The 16,246-nt window shown below is 72.7% G+C and carries 17 protein-coding genes; 11 read left to right on the top strand and 6 right to left on the bottom strand.

All coding sequences use genetic code 11. The features are described 5' to 3' along the window. Positions 1-76: 76 nt before the first annotated feature. From ACN6LD_RS28630 to ACN6LD_RS28620, 3 genes are all read right to left on the bottom strand, one after another. Positions 77-1,414 (bottom strand): DUF2637 domain-containing protein, encoded by a 1,338-nt coding sequence (locus ACN6LD_RS28630; RefSeq protein ID WP_445044714.1) that lies wholly within the window; start codon positions 1,412-1,414, stop codon positions 77-79. 76 nt (positions 1,415-1,490) lie between these two features. Beyond that, complete coding sequence (locus ACN6LD_RS28625) at positions 1,491-2,465, bottom strand: DUF3558 domain-containing protein (protein WP_319190548.1); 975 nt, start codon at positions 2,463-2,465, stop codon at positions 1,491-1,493. A 118-nt stretch (positions 2,466-2,583) separates the two neighbouring features. Then, on the bottom strand, positions 2,584-3,438 hold the full coding sequence (locus ACN6LD_RS28620) for a DUF3558 domain-containing protein (protein WP_445044713.1): 855 nt from the start codon (positions 3,436-3,438) through the stop codon (positions 2,584-2,586). Between the two features lie 210 nt (positions 3,439-3,648). Between ACN6LD_RS28620 and ACN6LD_RS28615 the strand changes: the two genes are divergently transcribed. Continuing rightward, complete coding sequence (locus ACN6LD_RS28615; protein ID WP_319190551.1) at positions 3,649-4,842, top strand: RtcB family protein; 1,194 nt, start codon at positions 3,649-3,651, stop codon at positions 4,840-4,842. Between the two features lie 40 nt (positions 4,843-4,882). Here the strand turns inward: ACN6LD_RS28615 and ACN6LD_RS28610 are convergent, their stop codons facing one another. Further along, a complete protein-coding gene (locus ACN6LD_RS28610) occupies positions 4,883-6,139 on the bottom strand; it encodes a GNAT family N-acetyltransferase (protein WP_445044712.1) in 1,257 nt (418 codons plus the stop codon). Between the two features lie 169 nt (positions 6,140-6,308). Here ACN6LD_RS28610 and ACN6LD_RS28605 point away from each other — a divergent pair, with 169 nt between their 5' ends. Both ACN6LD_RS28605 and ACN6LD_RS28600 read left to right on the top strand, forming a co-directional pair. Then, on the top strand, positions 6,309-6,584 hold the full coding sequence (locus ACN6LD_RS28605) for a hypothetical protein (protein ID WP_319190555.1): 276 nt from the start codon (positions 6,309-6,311) through the stop codon (positions 6,582-6,584). Further along, positions 6,572-6,874 carry a hypothetical protein gene (locus tag ACN6LD_RS28600; RefSeq protein ID WP_319190556.1) on the top strand — a complete coding sequence of 101 codons (303 nt, stop codon included), beginning with the start codon at positions 6,572-6,574 and terminating at the stop codon, positions 6,872-6,874. Before ACN6LD_RS28605 ends, ACN6LD_RS28600 begins: the two co-directional genes overlap by 13 nt. A gap of 45 nt (positions 6,875-6,919) precedes the next feature. On the opposite strand, the gene ACN6LD_RS28595 is transcribed toward ACN6LD_RS28600, so the two are convergent. Next, on the bottom strand, positions 6,920-7,696 hold the full coding sequence (locus ACN6LD_RS28595) for an SDR family NAD(P)-dependent oxidoreductase (protein WP_319190557.1): 777 nt from the start codon (positions 7,694-7,696) through the stop codon (positions 6,920-6,922). 223 nt (positions 7,697-7,919) lie between these two features. Here ACN6LD_RS28595 and ACN6LD_RS28590 point away from each other — a divergent pair, with 223 nt between their 5' ends. The 3 genes from ACN6LD_RS28590 to ACN6LD_RS28580 are packed head-to-tail and all read left to right on the top strand — an operon-like array spanning position 7,920 to position 10,264. Next, on the top strand, positions 7,920-8,393 hold the full coding sequence (locus ACN6LD_RS28590; RefSeq protein ID WP_319190559.1) for a MarR family transcriptional regulator: 474 nt from the start codon (positions 7,920-7,922) through the stop codon (positions 8,391-8,393). Positions 8,394-8,399: 6 nt separating this feature from the next. Beyond that, on the top strand, positions 8,400-9,428 hold the full coding sequence (locus tag ACN6LD_RS28585) for a permease (RefSeq protein WP_445044711.1): 1,029 nt from the start codon (positions 8,400-8,402) through the stop codon (positions 9,426-9,428). After that, positions 9,425-10,264: a TIGR03943 family putative permease subunit gene (locus ACN6LD_RS28580; RefSeq protein WP_445044710.1), complete on the top strand. Its 840-nt coding sequence runs from the start codon at positions 9,425-9,427 to the stop codon at positions 10,262-10,264. The genes ACN6LD_RS28585 and ACN6LD_RS28580 overlap by 4 nt, the downstream gene beginning before the upstream one ends. 72 nt (positions 10,265-10,336) lie before the next feature. Here ACN6LD_RS28580 and ACN6LD_RS28575 read toward each other — a convergent pair whose 3' ends face one another. Further along, a complete protein-coding gene (locus ACN6LD_RS28575; protein ID WP_319190565.1) occupies positions 10,337-11,158 on the bottom strand; it encodes an AraC family transcriptional regulator in 822 nt (273 codons plus the stop codon). Positions 11,159-11,220: 62 nt separating this feature from the next. On the opposite strand from ACN6LD_RS28575, the gene ACN6LD_RS28570 reads away from it, so the two are divergent. The 5 genes from ACN6LD_RS28570 to ACN6LD_RS28550 all read left to right on the top strand — a co-directional run bounded on the left by ACN6LD_RS28570 (position 11,221) and on the right by ACN6LD_RS28550 (position 16,230). Continuing rightward, entirely contained in the window at positions 11,221-11,868 is a 648-nt protein-coding gene (locus tag ACN6LD_RS28570) for a TIGR03086 family metal-binding protein (protein WP_445044709.1), read from the top strand. 190 nt (positions 11,869-12,058) lie between these two features. Further along, positions 12,059-13,186, top strand: a complete 1,128-nt coding sequence (locus ACN6LD_RS28565; RefSeq protein WP_445044708.1) for an LLM class flavin-dependent oxidoreductase — start codon at positions 12,059-12,061, stop codon at positions 13,184-13,186. Beyond that, entirely contained in the window at positions 13,183-13,794 is a 612-nt protein-coding gene (locus ACN6LD_RS28560; RefSeq protein WP_319190571.1) for an FMN reductase, read from the top strand. The genes ACN6LD_RS28565 and ACN6LD_RS28560 overlap by 4 nt, the downstream gene beginning before the upstream one ends. Before the next feature lie 229 nt (positions 13,795-14,023). Further along, positions 14,024-14,737, top strand: a complete 714-nt coding sequence (locus ACN6LD_RS28555; RefSeq protein WP_445044707.1) for a response regulator transcription factor — start codon at positions 14,024-14,026, stop codon at positions 14,735-14,737. Between the two features lie 11 nt (positions 14,738-14,748). Further along, complete coding sequence (locus tag ACN6LD_RS28550) at positions 14,749-16,230, top strand: ATP-binding protein (protein ID WP_445044705.1); 1,482 nt, start codon at positions 14,749-14,751, stop codon at positions 16,228-16,230. Positions 16,231-16,246 lie beyond the last annotated feature (16 nt).

The following is a 16,246-nucleotide window of genomic DNA, read 5'->3' as shown; positions in this document are numbered from 1 at the left end:
CCGGTGTCAGCACCGGGCGCCCCCTCCGTCGTCGTCCGCCGCCGTGACCCACCGGACGGCCCCTGGCGTGACACGCCTAGGCGATGTGGTCCTCTTCGAGCTCCGCCGCGTGACGGTTCTGGAAGCGCATCACCATGCGCTTGGCCTCGGCGTCGAGCAGCGGACCGCCGAACGTCGCCTCCACGTCGTCGCTGAACTGGCTCGGCGTCGGGTAGCCGCCGCTGCTTATCGACTGCTTGAAGACCTGGTAGTAGGCCTCCTCGTCCGGTTCGACGAGCGGAGCCCCACCGCCCCCGCCCAGCTCACGGCTGCGCCCCGGGCCCACCGGGATCGGGAAGGAACCGGTCTCCTCCGGGGAGGGCTCCTGCAGAGGAGGCTCCTCCTGGTACTGCTCCTGGTACTGCTCCGCCTGCTGCTGCTCCTCGTACCACTGGGCGTACTGCTCCGAGGGGTCGTAGGTGGGGTCGTAACCGCCCTGGTAGGTGACCTCGTGAGGCATCGCCTGGAACCAGGGGCTCTGCTCCTCCTCGGGCGACCCGGGCTGCCCGGACGGCTGCTGCGCCTGCCGGGGCTGCGGCTGCCGTCCGAAGCCCGCCGCCGACTCCTGCGGACTCCGCGGGGACTCCGGCGCCGCCGGCCCCTGCAGCTGAGCCGGGGCGGGCGCCTGCACCTGCTGCTGCGACAGGGCCTGCGCCCGGGCCGGCATCGGGGGCAGCAGCGCGGGCTCTATCCCCGCCGCCGCCAGGCCCGCCGGAGCGGTCTCCGCCAGCGGAACGCCGTAACGGGCCAGCCGCAGCGGCATCAACGACTCCACCGGCGCCTTGCGCCGCCACGCACGGCCGAAGCGCGAACGCAGCCTCGCCTGGTAGACGAGACGTTCCTGCTCCAGCTTGATCACCTGGTCGTAGGAGCGCAGCTCCCACAGCTTCATACGACGCCACAGCAGGAACGTCGGCACGGGGGAGAGCAGCCAGCGCGTGATGCGCACGCCCTCCATGTGCTTGTCCGCCGTGATGTCCGCGATGCGGCCGATCGCATGCCGGGCCGCCTCCACCGACACCACGAACAGGATCGGGATCACCGCGTGCATGCCGGTGCCGAGCGGATCCGGCCACGCCGCCGCGCCGTTGAACGCGATCGTCGCCGCGGTCAGCAGCCACGCCGTCTGCCGCAGCAGCGGGAACGGGATGCGGATCCAGGTCAGCAGCAGATCCAGGGCCAGCAGGACGCAGATGCCCGCGTCGATGCCGATCGGGAACACATACGAGAAGTTCCCGAAGCCCTTCTCCAGGGCCAGCTCACGGACGGCCGCGTACGAACCGGCGAAGCCGATGCCGGCGATGATCACAGCGCCGGTCACGACCACGCCGATGAGAACGCGGTGCGTCCGGGTCAGCTGTATTCGCTCGGACACCCGTACTCCCCTCCCCTTGCGTGCTCTTGCGCGCAACAGGGTGGCACATGTGTGCGGCGCACGCCTTTCCGGACCGTCAGCTCTTCGAGGAGGCGGTCGCCTTCGGCGCCGCCGCGGCCGCCTTGGAAGCCGTCGCCTTCGGCGTCGTCGACGACGGCAGCGAAGCACCCTGGCCCGGCGAGACGGTCGCCGACCTCGACGGCGACGGGGAGGCCGAACCGGCCGACGAACCCTGCGAACTCCCGCCGCCGCCGACGCCGTTGGCCGAACGCACCGACGCCACCGCTTCCTTCGCCGCCTTCTGCGCCGAGGCCGCCAGCGCGTCCGCACTCGGTGCCTTGTCACCCGCCAGGCCGGCCCCGTTGTAGTCCAGCGTGACGACCACGTTCTCCACCCGCGCCACCACCGTCTGCTGCTTGAAGGCGCCCTCGGTCTTCTTCAGGTCGTAACGCACCAGCGTCGCCTCGTCGCCCGCCCCCGCGACCGCCTGCGACTTCGCGTTCGTCGCGCCCGCCACCGCCTGGGAGTCCTTGACCTGCTTCGCGTAGTACGTCTTGGCCTGCGACTCGCCGTCGCCGGTCGTCGCGTCCGACTCGAAACGCAGCAGCGACACGTTCAGCCAGCGGAACTGCGACCCCTTCACCCCGTTGTTGGCCAGGCTCGACCACGAACAGCTCGCCCGGTCCGCGGTGTCCCCGGTCGTCCCCTCCTTGCCGGAGGTGACCCCCTTCGGCACCAGCTCGGTCAGCGTCTTCTTCGACACCGCCGCGCATGCCTCCGGCAGCTTCTTGTACGCAGCGGCCTGCACGGTGGGCGCGGCGCTCGCGGCGGGGTCCGCAGCGGAACCGGTGGAGGCGCCGGCGTCCTTCGAGGCGTCGTCCGAGCCGGAGTCAGAGGAGCAGCCCGCGGCGATCAGCATCACCGGGACGGCGACCGTGGCTGCCAGGAGGCGGTTGAGCCCTCCCGTGCGCCTCGCTCGCTCGTCACGCTCCTCGCGCTGGTTGAACTGGCCGTCTCGCTGGGCTCGTCGCTGCATGGTTCCTTCACTCATGACGCTCGTGGTTCCTGCGGTCGGATCGGGTCCGAGGGGCCACGGTACGCGGTGAAGACTCTGTGCGGTTGCGCTTCGAAGGCTTCGCGGGCGGGGCGCGAACCGCCCCCGACGGACCTCAGCCGGCCAGTGAGTCGACCAACTGCGCGGCCAGTTTCCGGGCCTTGTCCTGCATTTCCTCACTGTCCGGCGTCACGCCGAGCGTCGCCGGCTGCTCCTCGTACTGGATGGTCACCAAGACGTTCGACGTGCGGAACGCCACAGTCACCGTCCGCTGTGCGACCGTCGAACCGGAACTCCCGAGCGCGTCGTCGACGAACGCCTCGTCTCCGAGGTCGTCCAGCAGCCGGGGCTGCAGATCGGCCGGCGCGACCGTCGAGGAGGCCGAGGCCGAGGCCGCCGGCGAGGAGGCCGACGGCGAGACGGAGGAGACGCCGGCCGTCGACGAGGACGAAGCCCCCGCGCTCGGGGAACCCGTGGCACTCGTGGAGGGCGACACGCCGGCCGTGGCGGACGCGACGGGCGCCGGCAGGTCGGCCGCCGTCACCTTCTTCGCGAAGAGCGTCTCCGCCTGGGAGTCGTCGCTCACCGCGTTGTCGTACGAGACGACCCGCTCGAAATCGACGAGGAGATGATCGGTGGCGTCCGTCGACTCCACCTTCCAACGGCATCCCACCTTGCGGTCCGTGTCGTAGGTCAGCGTCGCCTCGCCGGCGTAGGCCGCGTCGCGTCGCGTCACGTCGGTGAGCTGCTGGATGCCGGGAAGCAGGGAGTCGAGCGTGGCCCGGCTCACCACGCCGCACGCCTCCGGCAGCGTGGTGTACTTGCCCGGCCGGGCGGCGGGCGCCGACGTGTTGGCCTCGCCCGGGTTGGAGTTGTCGTCCGAGCCGGTGTCGTCCGAGCCGCCGGTGCAGCCGGCCAGCAGCGCCGCGAGGAGCGCGACGACGCCGGGTACATAGGCCTTCCGCTGCACGGTCGGCTCCTCTCGACGGTCACTTCGGGATGTTCGGTCTCCGGGCCCGCGTCCCCGCTGGTTAATCGCTTGCCGGGCGAGGTCGGTCCCTGCAGACAATGTGTATCGCACGCACCACCGTGGATGCCGGTCCGCCGTCCGTTTTCGTCGACCTTGGCACCGGTTTTGCGAATCACTGCTTTTGTTGGTTTTCCAGGGGGATTGGGTCATATGTCGTACGTGGAAATGCCGGGCGCGAAGGTGCCCATCCGCATGTGGGCCGACCCGGCCTCGGTCGAGGAGGGTGCGCTGCAGCAGCTGCGCAACGTTGCCACCCTGCCGTGGATCAAGGGCCTGGCGGTCATGCCGGACGTCCACTACGGCAAGGGCGCGACGGTCGGCTCGGTCATCGCCATGAGCGGGGCCGTCTGCCCGGCGGCGGTGGGGGTCGACATCGGGTGCGGCATGTCGGCGGTCAGGACGTCGTTGACGGCGAACGACCTGCCGGGGGACCTGTCCCGGCTGCGCTCGAAGATCGAGCAGGCTGTTCCGGTCGGGCGGGGGATGCACGACGACCCCGTGGATCCGGGGCAGTTGCACGGTCTGGCCGTCGGTGGCTGGGACGACTTCTGGGGCCGGTTCGACGGCGTCGCGGAGTCGGTGAGGTTCCGCCGCGAACGGGCGGGCAGGCAGATGGGGACGCTGGGAGCGGGAAACCACTACTGTGAGTTCTCGCTCGACACCGAGGGTTTCGTGTGGCTCACGCTGCATTCCGGTTCCCGCAACATCGGCAAGGAACTGGCGGACCACCACATCGGAGTCGCCCAGAAGCTCCCGCACAACCAGGGCCTGGTCGACCGCGATCTCGCCGTCTTCATCTCGGACACTCCGCAGATGGCGGCCTACCGCAACGACCTCTACTGGGCGCAGGAGTACGCGAAGTACAACCGCACCATCATGATGGCGCTCCTGAAGGACGTGGTCCGCAAGGAGTTCAAGAAGGCGAGGCCGACCTTCGAGATGGAGGTCAGCTGTCACCACAACTACGTCTCGGAGGAACGCTACGACGGGATGGACCTCCTGGTCACCCGTAAGGGCGCGATCAGGGCGGGCGCCGGCGACCTCGGAATCATCCCCGGCTCCATGGGGACGGCCACCTACATCGTGAAGGGCATCGGTAACGAGAAGGCCTTCAACTCGGCCTCGCACGGGGCAGGTCGCCGTATGAGCCGCACCGCGGCCAGGCGTCGCTTCTCGACGAAGGACCTGGAGGCGCAGACACGGGGCGTGGAGTGCCGCAAGGACTCCGGCGTGGTGGACGAGATTCCCGGCGCCTACAAGAACATCGATCAGGTGATGGAACAGCAGCGTGACCTGGTCGAGGTGGTGGCGAAGCTGAAGCAGTTCATCTGCGTGAAGGGGTGAGCGGATGAGGCTCCCGTGCGCGGGGGCCTCATCCGCACGTTCACCCGAGCCGTTTCTCCAGCAGTGTCACCGCGTACGGGCTGCCCGAGCCGCCGTCCTTCGCGCGCTGCTCGCCCACGACCGTGTAGCCGGCCGACTCGTAGTAGGCGCGCAGGCGGGGGTTGGCGGAGAGGCAGTCGAGGCGGGCGTAGGGGCGGCCGGCGGCGCTGATGCGGGACTCGGCGTGGGCCAGCAGCCTGCGGCCGGCGCCGGGCGGGGCGGTGTGCGGGGCCGTCATCAGGCGGTGGACGTAGCCCGCGTCGGGCGGGCGGGGGCCCCAGGCCGCCGGGTCGTCCCACCAGAGTTCGTAGGCGCCCGTGAGGGCGGCTCCGGTGTGCGCCAGCCAGACCTCGCCCTCGCGCATGCGGTCGACGAAGTGCGCCTCGGTCTTCTCGCCCGGCTGCCATTGCCGGATGCCGCGGGCCAGTTGCCACAGGGCGGCCGTGTCGCGCAGGCGGACCAGGGCGACCGCGTCCTGCGGCCGCGCCTTGCGGTAGGCCGGCTCCGGCCAGGTGGTGGGGAGGGGTTCGAGGAGACGGGAGCACAGGGCGGTGGACAGTTCGGCCGCGTCCAGGCCCAGGGCGTGCGTCACGTACGCCTCCACCGAGCCGTGGCGCTCGCGCAGGGCTGCCAGGAACAGGCGCATCGCCGCCTCGGGGGCGCGCCCGAAGGCCGGCCAGGCCGGGGAGCGGCCGCCGTTGCGGGCTCGCCAGTCGTCCAGCAGGGCCTGGGTCGCCAGTTCGGTCAGACTGAAGTCCTCGATGATCGTCTCGTCGGGGACGCCGAGGAGGGCGAGGATCAAAGCGGCGAGCTGGCCGGTGCGGTCCTTGCCGGAGGCGCAGTGGAAGACCAGGCCGTGCTCCGTCTCGGCCACCAGACGCAGTGCCGTCGCGATCTCCTTGACGCCGTCCTCGGCGACCTCCATGTAGCGCGCGCAGAGGTAGGGGCCGGGGTCGAGGTCCGGGGTCAGCGCCGCCTGGTTGTAGGGGCGGTGCTCGATGCTGAGGTTCTGGTAGGCGAAGGAGTCGTGCCGGGGGACGCGGCCCCGCGCCTCGATCTCCCGGGGGTGTCGCAGGTCGATCACCGTGCGGACGTCCAGGGCGAGGAAGCGGTCCCAGTCCGGGGTGCCGGGCGTGAGCTTGCCGAGGGAGTCCGCGCGGAACAGGCGGCCGGGGCGGATGCGGCGGCCGGTGTCGGTGGGGTATCCGCCCAGGTCGCGGAAGTTGTGCAGGGTCTCGAACGGTATGTGTCGGTCCACGGACCAGACCTTACGGTGGCCCGGGAACCGGAGCGGGGCGCGGCGGTGTCTTCAGGTGCACCCTCGACCTTGCTCGAACTGGGATGCGACATGCGGGCCCATGGGGGCACGGGGGCACGGGGGCACGGGGGCACGAGAGAACGGGGGTTCTGCGATGGAGCGCAAGCGGATGCGTGCGGGAGTCTGGGCTGTGGGGCTGGTGCTGCTGGCCGTCGGGACGCTGGCCGGCTGTTCCCAGGAGTACGAGGACAAGCGCGGCAAGGGGGACGCCCCGGTGCAGGGGAAGGCGGGGGACGACACGCCCGCCGAGGTGTTCAACATGCCCGACGGTTTCGGGAACCTGGCCACCAAGTGCGTGGGGCACGGGTACCGGGCGTACGTGACGACCAACGCGTCCGGTCCGTCGAACGTGCAGATCGTGCAGGACAAGACATGCGGCGGCTGACTGCGGTCGGCGTGGCGTGCGCCCTCGCGCTCCTGCTCGGCGGGTGCTCGCAGGAGTACTACGACGAGCGGGGCAAGGCCGACGCGCCGGTGGCCGGGCGGGCCGGGGAGGACACCCCGGCCGAGGTCTACAACTTCCCGGACGGGTTCGGGAACCTGGCGACGAAGTGCGTCGGGAAGGGCCGGCGGGGTTATGCCACGACGAAGTTCGTGCAGGAGGACGACGACGACGTCGTCATCATCCCGGCCCACGCGGTGATCGTCGACGATCCGGGCTGCCCGGGCCCCTGACCGCGTGAGGCGGCGCCCCTTGCGCACGGGGGCGCCGCGACGGGCTCACAGCTCGCGGTGGACCTTGGTGTTCGACGCCTGGGCGCGGGGGCGCAGGACGAGGAGGTCGACGTTGACGTGGCTGGGGCGGGTCACCGCCCAGGCGATGGTCTCGGCGACGTCGGAGGCGGTGAGGGGTTCGGCGACGCCCTGGTAGACCTTGGCCGCCCTGTCCTGGTCGCCGCCGAAGCGGGTGAGGGCGAACTCGTCGGTCTTCACCATGCCGGGGGCGATCTCGATGACCCGGACCGGCTGTCCGACGATCTCCAGGCGGAGGGTCTCGGCGAGAACGTGCGCGCCGTGCTTGGCGGCGACGTAGCCGGCGCCGCCCTCGTAGGTGCCGAGTCCGGCGGTGGAGGACACCACGACCACGGTGCCGTCGCCGCTCGCCACGAGCTGGGGGAGGAGCGCCTGGGTGACGTTCAGGGTGCCGAGGACGTTCGTCTCGTACATGGTGCGCCAGTCGGCGGGGTCGCCGGTGGCGACGGGGTCGGCGCCGAGTGCGCCGCCGGCGTTGTTGACGAGCACGCCGATCGTCCGGAAGGCGGTGGCGAACTCGTCGACGGCGGCGCGGTCGGTGACGTCCAGCTGGTAGGCCGCGGCGGAGCCGCCCGCGCGGGTGATCTCCTCGGCGAGCGCCTCGATGCGGTCCTTGCGGCGGGCGGTCAGGACCACGCGGTAACCGGCCGCGGCGAGTTCCCGGGCGGTCGCGGCGCCGATCCCGCTGCTCGCACCGGTGACGACGGCGATGCGGGAGGCGGCGGACGGTGCGGCGGCGGCCATGGACTGCTCCTCGGTCGGGGCGGTGGGGCGGGGTGCGGCTGGGCTACGGCCAGGATAGGCGGGCGGGATGTGCGGCCGGTCGGGGGCCCGCGCCGGGGCGACGTCAGACGGTGCTGGTGCTGGACACCGGGGACGCGTACTTCTTCTGAGGACCGTGGGACCGGTGCGTCGTACGATCTGCGGACGGCGCCGACGACGGCGCCGGCTCCGGCGAAGGGGAGCGATGTCCCGGAACGTGCGGTCGCGGCTGCTGGACGAGCTGTCCGTGGTCTCCCGGCGGTACGCGGCCGCGTATGCCCTGTTCAACCAGGCGCTCGCGGACCGGCTGGCGCTGCACCCCACGGATCTGCAGTGTCTGAACCTGCTGGCGCTGGAGCGGGAGCCGGTGACGACGGGCCGGGTCGCGGAGCTGACGGGGCTCACCACGGGGTCGGCGACCCGGCTGGTGGACCGGTTGGAGAAGGCGGGCTATGTGGTGCGCCGGCGGGACGCGGCGGATCGGCGGCGGGTGCTCGTGGCGACCGTGCCGGAGCGGATCGCGGAGTTCGGGCGGATGTGGGAGCGGCTGGGCGGCGACTGGATGCCGCTCTTCGACGATCTCGCGGACGCCGAGCTCGCGGTGATCGTGCGGCACATGCGGCGGACGGTGGAGTTCGGCGCGGAGCAGGTCGTGCGGTTGCGGGAAGGGCGGGTGTAGGGCGGGATGCAGGAGACGGACATACGGCCTTCCGGGGCGGTGGCCGACGGCGGGGCGGACGCTCCCGCGGGGGGCGGGCTGCCGCGGCACTGGCCGTTGTTGCTGCTGGGCGCGGCGGTGGTGCCGGGTGTCCTGCTGGTGGTCGTCGGGCGGTCGCTGGACGAGCCGGCGGTGCAGGCGTGGCGGACGGTGTGTCTGGCCGTGACCGTGCAGGCGCTGCCGTTCCTGCTGTTGGGGACGGCGTTGTCGGGGGCGATCAACGCGTTCGTGCCGGCGAGTGTCTTCCAGCGGGTGCTGCCGAAGCGGCCCGCGCTGGCCGTGCCCGTGGCGGGGGCGGCGGGAGTGGTGCTGCCGGGGTGCGAGTGCGCGTCGGTGCCGGTGGCGAACAGTCTGATCGGGCGGGGGGTGACGCCGGCCGCGGCGTTCGCGTTCCTGCTGTCGGCGCCGGCGGTGAACCCGGTGGTGCTGACGGCCACGGCAGTGGCGTTCCCGGGCCGTCCGGAGATGGTGCTGGCGAGGCTGGTGGCCTCGCTGGTCACGGCCGCCGCGATGGGCTGGCTGTGGCTCTGGCTGGGCCGCGAGGAGTGGCTGCGGCCGCGGACCGACCGGCCGGCGGGACATGTGCCGGGGCACAGCCGGTTCCGGGAGTTCCGGCAGGGTTTCCAGCACGATTTCCTGCACGCCGGGGGTTTCCTGGTGGTGGGGGCGATGGCGGCGGCGACGTTCAACGTGGCGGTGCCGCGTTCGGTGCTGGACACGTTCGCGGGGTCGCCGTGGCTGTCGGTGCTGTTCCTGGCGGCGCTGGCGATCGTGCTGGCGGTGTGCAGCGAGGCCGACGCGTTCGTGGCGGCGTCGCTCAGCGGGTTCTCGCCGGTGGCGCGGCTGACGTTCATGGTGGTGGGGCCGATGGTGGACCTGAAGCTGATCGCGTTGCAGGCGGGGACGTTCGGGCGGGCGTTCGCGGTGCGCTTCTCGGCGGCCACGGCGGTGGTCGCGGTGGTGTGCAGCGCGGTGATCGGAGGGGTGTTGCTGTGAGGCGGTTCGCGCAGGCGGCGTTGCTGGTGCTGAGCGGTCTGGGGCTGCTGCACGCCGCGCTCTTCACCGACCTGTACCTCAATCTGGTGAAGGCGGGCATGCGGCCGCTGCTGGTCGCGTCCGGAGCGGTGCTGGTGGTGCTGGGGGCGTGGGCGGCGGCGGAGGCGTGGGGCCGGCGACGGACCGGCGGCGGGCGCGACGAGCACGACCTTGGGCACGACCACGACCACGACCACGACCGTGACCACGGGCATGGGCACCGGCGTCGGCCTGACGGCGACGGGAGCGGGAGCGGGGGCGGGGTCGCGCACGGGCACGATCACTCCCGGGTGCCGCGGGTGGCGTGGCTGCTCTTCCTGCCGGTGCTGAGCCTGCTGTTCTACGCCCCGCCCGCGCTCGGCTCGTACACCGCCTCGCGTGAACCGGCCAAGGCGGTGGCGGTGGAGGAGGACGGATTCGACCCGCTGCCGGCGACCTCCCCGCTGCCGATCACGCTGACCGACTTCACCCAGCGCGTGCAGCAGGACCGGTCGCGGGCCGTCGGGAAGCGGACCGTGGTGATGACGGGGTTCGTCACGCCGGCCCCGGGCGGGGACGGCTGGTATCTGACCCGGATCGTCGTCAGCTGCTGTGCGGCGGACGCGTCGTCGGTGAAGGTGCTGGTCCACGGGGCCGCCGCGCCGAAGGCGGACACCTGGGTGAACGTCACCGGGACCTGGCATCCGGGCGGGACGCTGGGCACGGCGTCGGCGGCGGTCGCGCTGGACGCCCGGAGCGTGGCGAAGGCGCCCAAGCCGTCCAACGCGTACATGGACGCCCTGCCGCTGACGTCCTGAAGCCGGTCGGGCCGCCGGCCGGCCGGCGGCTGTGCACGGGCCGGGCTCGCGGCGGACGGCTGCGGCCCGGGCCTACGGAGTGCGGGCGGCGTGGGCGTAGGCGGCCGGGGGGAGGCCGACGGTGGCGGTGAAGTCGCGGGCCAGGTGGGCCTGGTCGGCGTAGCCGAGGTCGGCGGCGAGGCCGGCCCAGTCGAGATCCTGCCGGGTGCCGGCGACTTCCAGGGCTTCGTGCAGGCGGTAGCGGAGGATGGCCCACTTCGGGCTGACGCCGACGTAGGCGGCGAAGAGCCGTTGCAGGGCCCGTACCGAGAGGTCCCCGGCGCGGGCGAGGTCGGCGACACGGCGCACGGTGCGGTCGGCGCGGATCTGCTCGACGAGGTCCATGGCCTGGTCGGCGCGCGGGTCGGGCTCGGGGTCGAGGGAGAGCAGGAAGGCGTCGAGGGCGGCGACCCGGCCGAGGTCGTCGGCGGGGCCGGTCACCGTCCGGGGGATGTCTCCGCCGGCCCGGGGGAAGACGTCGCCGGCGGGCAGGACGCGGCCGGTCCAGTGCGCGACGGGTTCCGCGGGGGCGTACGGGCGGAAGCCGCCGGGGCGGAACTTCACCCCGCAGACCCGTCCCCGGCCGGTGAGCTTTCTGGTGTAGAGGCCGCGGGCGACGCCGGTCAGCTCGCCGTAGGGCGGGCCGTCGGCCTCCTCCCACTGGAAGGTGAGGTTGACGGACGGGTGCGGGACGATGTGGGAGGCGTACGGCTCGGGCAGGTCCCAGTCGATCAGCCAGTACGTCTCGACATGACGGCGCAGCGGCTCGGCGGGCCGGTGGCGGCGGAACCGCACGCGGGCCAGCAGCCCGGCCGGGTCGACGATCCCGCGGGTGTCGCGGCGGGGGGCGGCCATGCCCGGATCGTACGTCGCGTTTCTTCAAGACGGGCGGCGGCGGGCGTCCCTACGGTCGGGGCATGGACAGCGAAGGCAGCGGCAGCGGCATCCACGTAGGCAGCGGCATCGGCATCCACGACGGCGGCCGTGGGAGCGGGTACGGCATCGGCGAGCTGCTCGGCAGGGCGCGCGAGCGGGTCGGGCCGGTGGTGCGGGGCATCCCGGACGCGGCTCTGGCCGGCCCCACGCCCTGCGCGGAGTACGACGTGAAGACCTTGGTCAACCATCTGTTCCAGGTGGTCGTCCAGTTCCAGCGGCTGGCGGCGAAGGAGGAGTCGGAGTTCGGGGAGGCTCCCGATCGGGTGGGTGCGGGGCCGGACTGGCGCGGGCGGCTGGTGGCGGAGACGGACCTGTTGGTGGCGGCCTGGTCCGCGCCGGGCGCCGAGGAGGGCACGACGGGCGCGATGGACATGCCCGCGCGGCTGGTCGGCTCGATGGCGCTGCTGGATCTGACGGTGCACGTGTGGGATCTGGCGCGGGCCACCGGCCAGGACTTCCCGGAGGCCGACGAGGCGGTGGTGGCGGAGCTGGCCGGGGCGGTCGCCGTGCTGGAGCCGACGGCCCGGCGGATGGGTGTGTTCGGCGAGGCGGTGGCGGCGGCCGAGGACGCGCCTCCTTTCGAGCGGCTGCTCGCGCGGACCGGCCGTGACCCGCACTGGAAGGCGTGAAGGAAGGCGTGAAGGAGGGGCGAGGGGAGAGGGAGCGGCCGGCGAGGGCCGCCGGGAACGGCCGTGGCGGACGCGGGGCACGGCCATAGGCGGACGCGGGGCGCGGCCGTAGGTCGAGGGGAATAGCCCTGGGCGGGTCGCGGTTCTCCGGGTATAGTTGAAGCGTCAACAACCTGGAGGGTGAGCGACCATGCAGTTCGGGATCTTCAGCGTCGGCGATGTCACGCCGGACCCCACCACGGGCCGTACGCCGACCGAGCGCGAGCGGATCAAGGCCATGGTCGCGATCGCGCTGAAGGCGGAGGAGGTCGGCCTCGACGTCTTCGCGACCGGCGAGCACCACAACCCGCCGTTCGTGCCCTCGTCCCCGACCACCATGCTCGGCTACATAGCCGCGCAGACGGAGAGGCTGATCCTCTCCACCTCCACCACCCTCATCACCACGAACGACCCGGTGAAGATCGCCGAGGACTTCGCGATGCTCCAGCACCTGGCCGACGGGCGCGTGGACCTGATGATGGGGCGCGGCAACACCGGCCCGGTCTATCCCTGGTTCGGACAGGACATCCGCGAGGGCATCAACCTCGCCGTCGAGAACTACGCCCTGCTGCGCAGGCTGTGGCGCGAAGACGTCGTCGACTGGGAGGGGAAGTTCCGCACCGCGTTGCAGGGCTTCACCTCCACGCCCCGCCCGCTGGACGACGTGCCGCCGTTCGTCTGGCACGGCTCCATCCGCTCTCCCGAGATCGCCGAGCAGGCCGCGTTCTACGGCGACGGCTTCTTCCACAACAACATCTTCTGGCCGGCCGACCACACCAAGCGGATGGTCGAGCTCTACCGCGCCCGGTACGCGCACTACGGGCACGGCACGCCCGAGCAGGCCATCGTCGGCCTGGGCGGCCAGGTGTTCATGCGGAAGAACTCGCAGGACGCGGTGCGTGAGTTCCGCCCGTACTTCGACAACGCGCCGGTCTACGGGCACGGGCCGTCCCTGGAGGACTTCACCGACCAGACCCCGCTGACCGTCGGCACGCCCGAGCAGGTCGTCGAGAAGACCCTGAAGTTCCGCGAGTACGCGGGCGACTACCAGCGTCAGCTGTTCCTGCTGGACCACGCGGGGCTGCCGCTGAAGACCGTGCTGGAGCAGCTCGACCTGCTCGGCGAGGAGGTCGTTCCGGTGCTGCGCAAGGAGTTCGCCGCGGGCCGTCCGGCCGACGTGCCGGACGCGCCGACCCACGGGTCGCTGCTCGCGCAGAAGCAGGCAGAAGGGGCCGAAGGAGCCCACGGGGGCAAGGCGGAGAAGGAGGTCGTGGCATGAAACTCGTCGTGCTCTCGGCGGGGCTGAGCGTCCCGTCGTCCACCCGGCTGCTGGCCGACCGGCTCACCGGGGCGGTGCAACGGCACGCGTCCGTCGACGTCGAGGTCGTGGAGCTGCGCGACCTGGCCGTGGAGATCGCCCACCACTTCACCAACGGCTTCCCCGGGCGGCGGCTCGCGGCCGCGCAGGAGGCGGTGGCGGCGGCGGACGGACTGATCGTCGTCACCCCGGTGTTCTCCGCGTCCTACAGCGGCCTGTTCAAGTCGTTCTTCGACGTGCTCGACCCGGACGCCGTGGCCGGCAAGCCGGTGCTCATCGCCGCCACGGGCGGCTCCGCGCGCCACTCGCTGGTGCTGGAGCACGCGCTGCGGCCGCTCTTCTCCTACCTGCACGCCGTCGTCGTCCCGACCGCCGTCTACGCGGCCTCGGAGGACTGGGGCGCGCAGGGCCTGCCGGAGCGGATCGAGCGCGCGGCGGGTGAGCTGGCCACGCTGATGACGGGCCTGTCCGCGCCCGGGTCGGCTCCGCAACCGGCGAGGGCCGACCAGGAGTCCGAGTTCACGGTGGTGCCCTTCGCCGAGCAGCTGGCGGCGCTGGCCGCCCGGTGACCGCCGCCCCTCCGGGCCCCGGACGGGAGATCCGGCCCGTCCGGGGCACCCCCGTCCGGGGGCACCCCTTCCGGGGGAGACCGAGGACGAGGCCGTTTCGGGCCGAAGCGGGCGTCCGGCGGCGTCGGCCCCTGGGTACGCCCACCCGGACGGTGAGAGCCGAGTAAGAAGGGTGACGGTACGGCCCTCCCCCCGGCCCGACCGCCGCAGGCCTTGGCAGACTGGGCGGGTGCCTCCCACCGTGCTGCTCGCCGAAGACGACCGTGCCATCCGCAACGCCCTGGAACGCGCCCTGGCCCTGGAGGGCTACCGGGTCACCGCGGTCGCCGACGGAGTCGAGGCGCTGGCGCAGGCCCACAGGAACCCGCCGGACGTGCTCGTCCTCGACGTGATGATGCCCGGGATCGACGGCCTCCAGGTCTGCCGGGTGCTGCGCGCCGAGGGCGACCGCACACCCGTCCTGATGCTGACCGCGCTGGTGGAGACCGCGGACCGGATCGCCGGGCTGGACGCGGGCGCCGACGACTACGTCGTCAAGCCGTTCGACGTCGAGGAGGTCTTCGCCCGGCTGCGGGCGCTGCTGCGCCGGACCAACGCCGACGCCGTCGCCCCCGCCCCCGATGTCCCCAGGCCGACTCCCGAGCGGCACGTGGAGGCGGCCGGGCTGCGCATGGACCCGCAGGCACGTCGGGCCTGGCGGGGCGAACGGGAGCTGGAGCTCACCCGCACCGAGTTCGAACTGCTGGAACTGCTGGTGCGCAACGCCGGGATCGTCCTGGACCACTCCACGATCTACGACCGCATCTGGGGCTACGACTTCGGGCCCGGTTCCAAGAACCTCGCCGTCTACGTCGGCTACCTGCGCCGCAAGCTCGACCAGCCCGGCGCCCCGCAGCTGATCCACACCGTGCGCGGCGTGGGCTACGTGCTGCGCGAGGACTGAGGGGTGCGCCGGTGAGCCGTCAGCGCCCCGTGCTGCGCCGGCTGCTGCCCTCGTTCCTGTCCCGGCCGCGGCCGAAGCTGGTGTCGCTGCGCACCACCTTCGCGGTGTCCTTCGCCGCCGTGACCGCCGCCGTCACCGTCCTCGTCGGCGTCCTGTCCTACTCGGCGGCCGCCCGGCTGGTCCGGGTCGACCAGGAGTCCGTGTTCGACGAGGTCGTGCAGGACCTGCGGGACGAGGTGCGCGACCAGCGGATGGCGCCGGAGGACTTCTCCTCGGCCGAGCCCGGGCACGACATCGTGCGGCCGGCCCGCACGGACGTGCAGGTGCTCGGCCCGGACGGGAGGGTCGTGGACGGCGGCACGCCACGGCTGCCGGTGGCGACCGCCGACCGCGCGGCGGCGGGCGCCGCCGACGCCGGGCAGATGGCCGAGCACAAGGACGTCGACGTCGGCAGCGACGTCTACCGCATCGCGACCGTCTCGCTCGGCGGCGGGCGGGGCGCGGTCCAGGTGGCGCAGGAGTTCAGCGACACCGAGGACCTGCTGCGGGCGCTCCAGCAGCGCACGCTGATCCTGATGACCGCGGTCGTGACGGCCGCCGGCCTGTTCGGCTGGTGGCTGGCCCGGCGCATCACCCACCGTCTGGTGATCCTCACCACCGCCGCCGAGAACGTCGCCCGCACCCGGCGGCTCGGCGTGCAGGTGCCCGTCACCGGCCACGACGAGGTGGGGCGGCTGGGCCGCGCCTTCGACCGCATGCTGGGCCGGCTCGCCCAGTCGGAGGAGGACCAGCGCCGGCTCGTCCAGGACGCCGGCCACGAGCTGCGCACGCCGCTGACGTCGCTGCGGACCAACATCTCCCTGCTGCGCCGCATCGACGAGCTGCCGCCGGACATCCGCGACGAGCTGGTGGCGGACCTCGGCCAGGAGGCACGGGAGCTGACCGACCTGGTCAACGAGCTCGTCGACCTCGCGGCCGGCCAGTCCGACGCCGAGCCGCCGCGCAAGCTGGACCTCGCCGACCTCGCCGAGGAGGTGGCGGCCCTCGCCCGACGCCGCACCGGACGGCAGATCCTGCTGCGGGCGTCCGGCGACACCAGCTCCTACGGGCGGCCGGGCATGCTCCAGCGGGCGGTGTCGAACCTCGTGGAGAACGCCGCCAAGTTCGACCGGGACGGCCGGGCGCCCGTCGAGATCGCCGTCACCGGACCCGCCCGGCCGGGCGTCGTCCGCGTCGAGGTCCTCGACCGCGGGCCCGGCATCGCCGAGGCCGACCTGACGCGCGTCTTCGACCGCTTCTACCGCGCCGCCGACGCCCGGTCCCGGCCCGGATCCGGCCTCGGTCTGTCCATCGTGCGCGAGGTGGCGCTGGCCCACGGCGGCGCGCCGTTCGCCGCGCGGCGCGCGGGCGGCGGCTCGGTGATCGGCTTCACCGTGGGCGGAGGTCCGCCGGAGGGGCGGCGAGGGGCGGAAGGGGCGCCGGACGGGGTGTGAGCGAGGGGTGGCCCGA

This window comes from Streptomyces sp. SAS_272, assembly GCF_052543235.1.
This window is presented reverse-complemented; position numbering and strand designations above follow the sequence as displayed.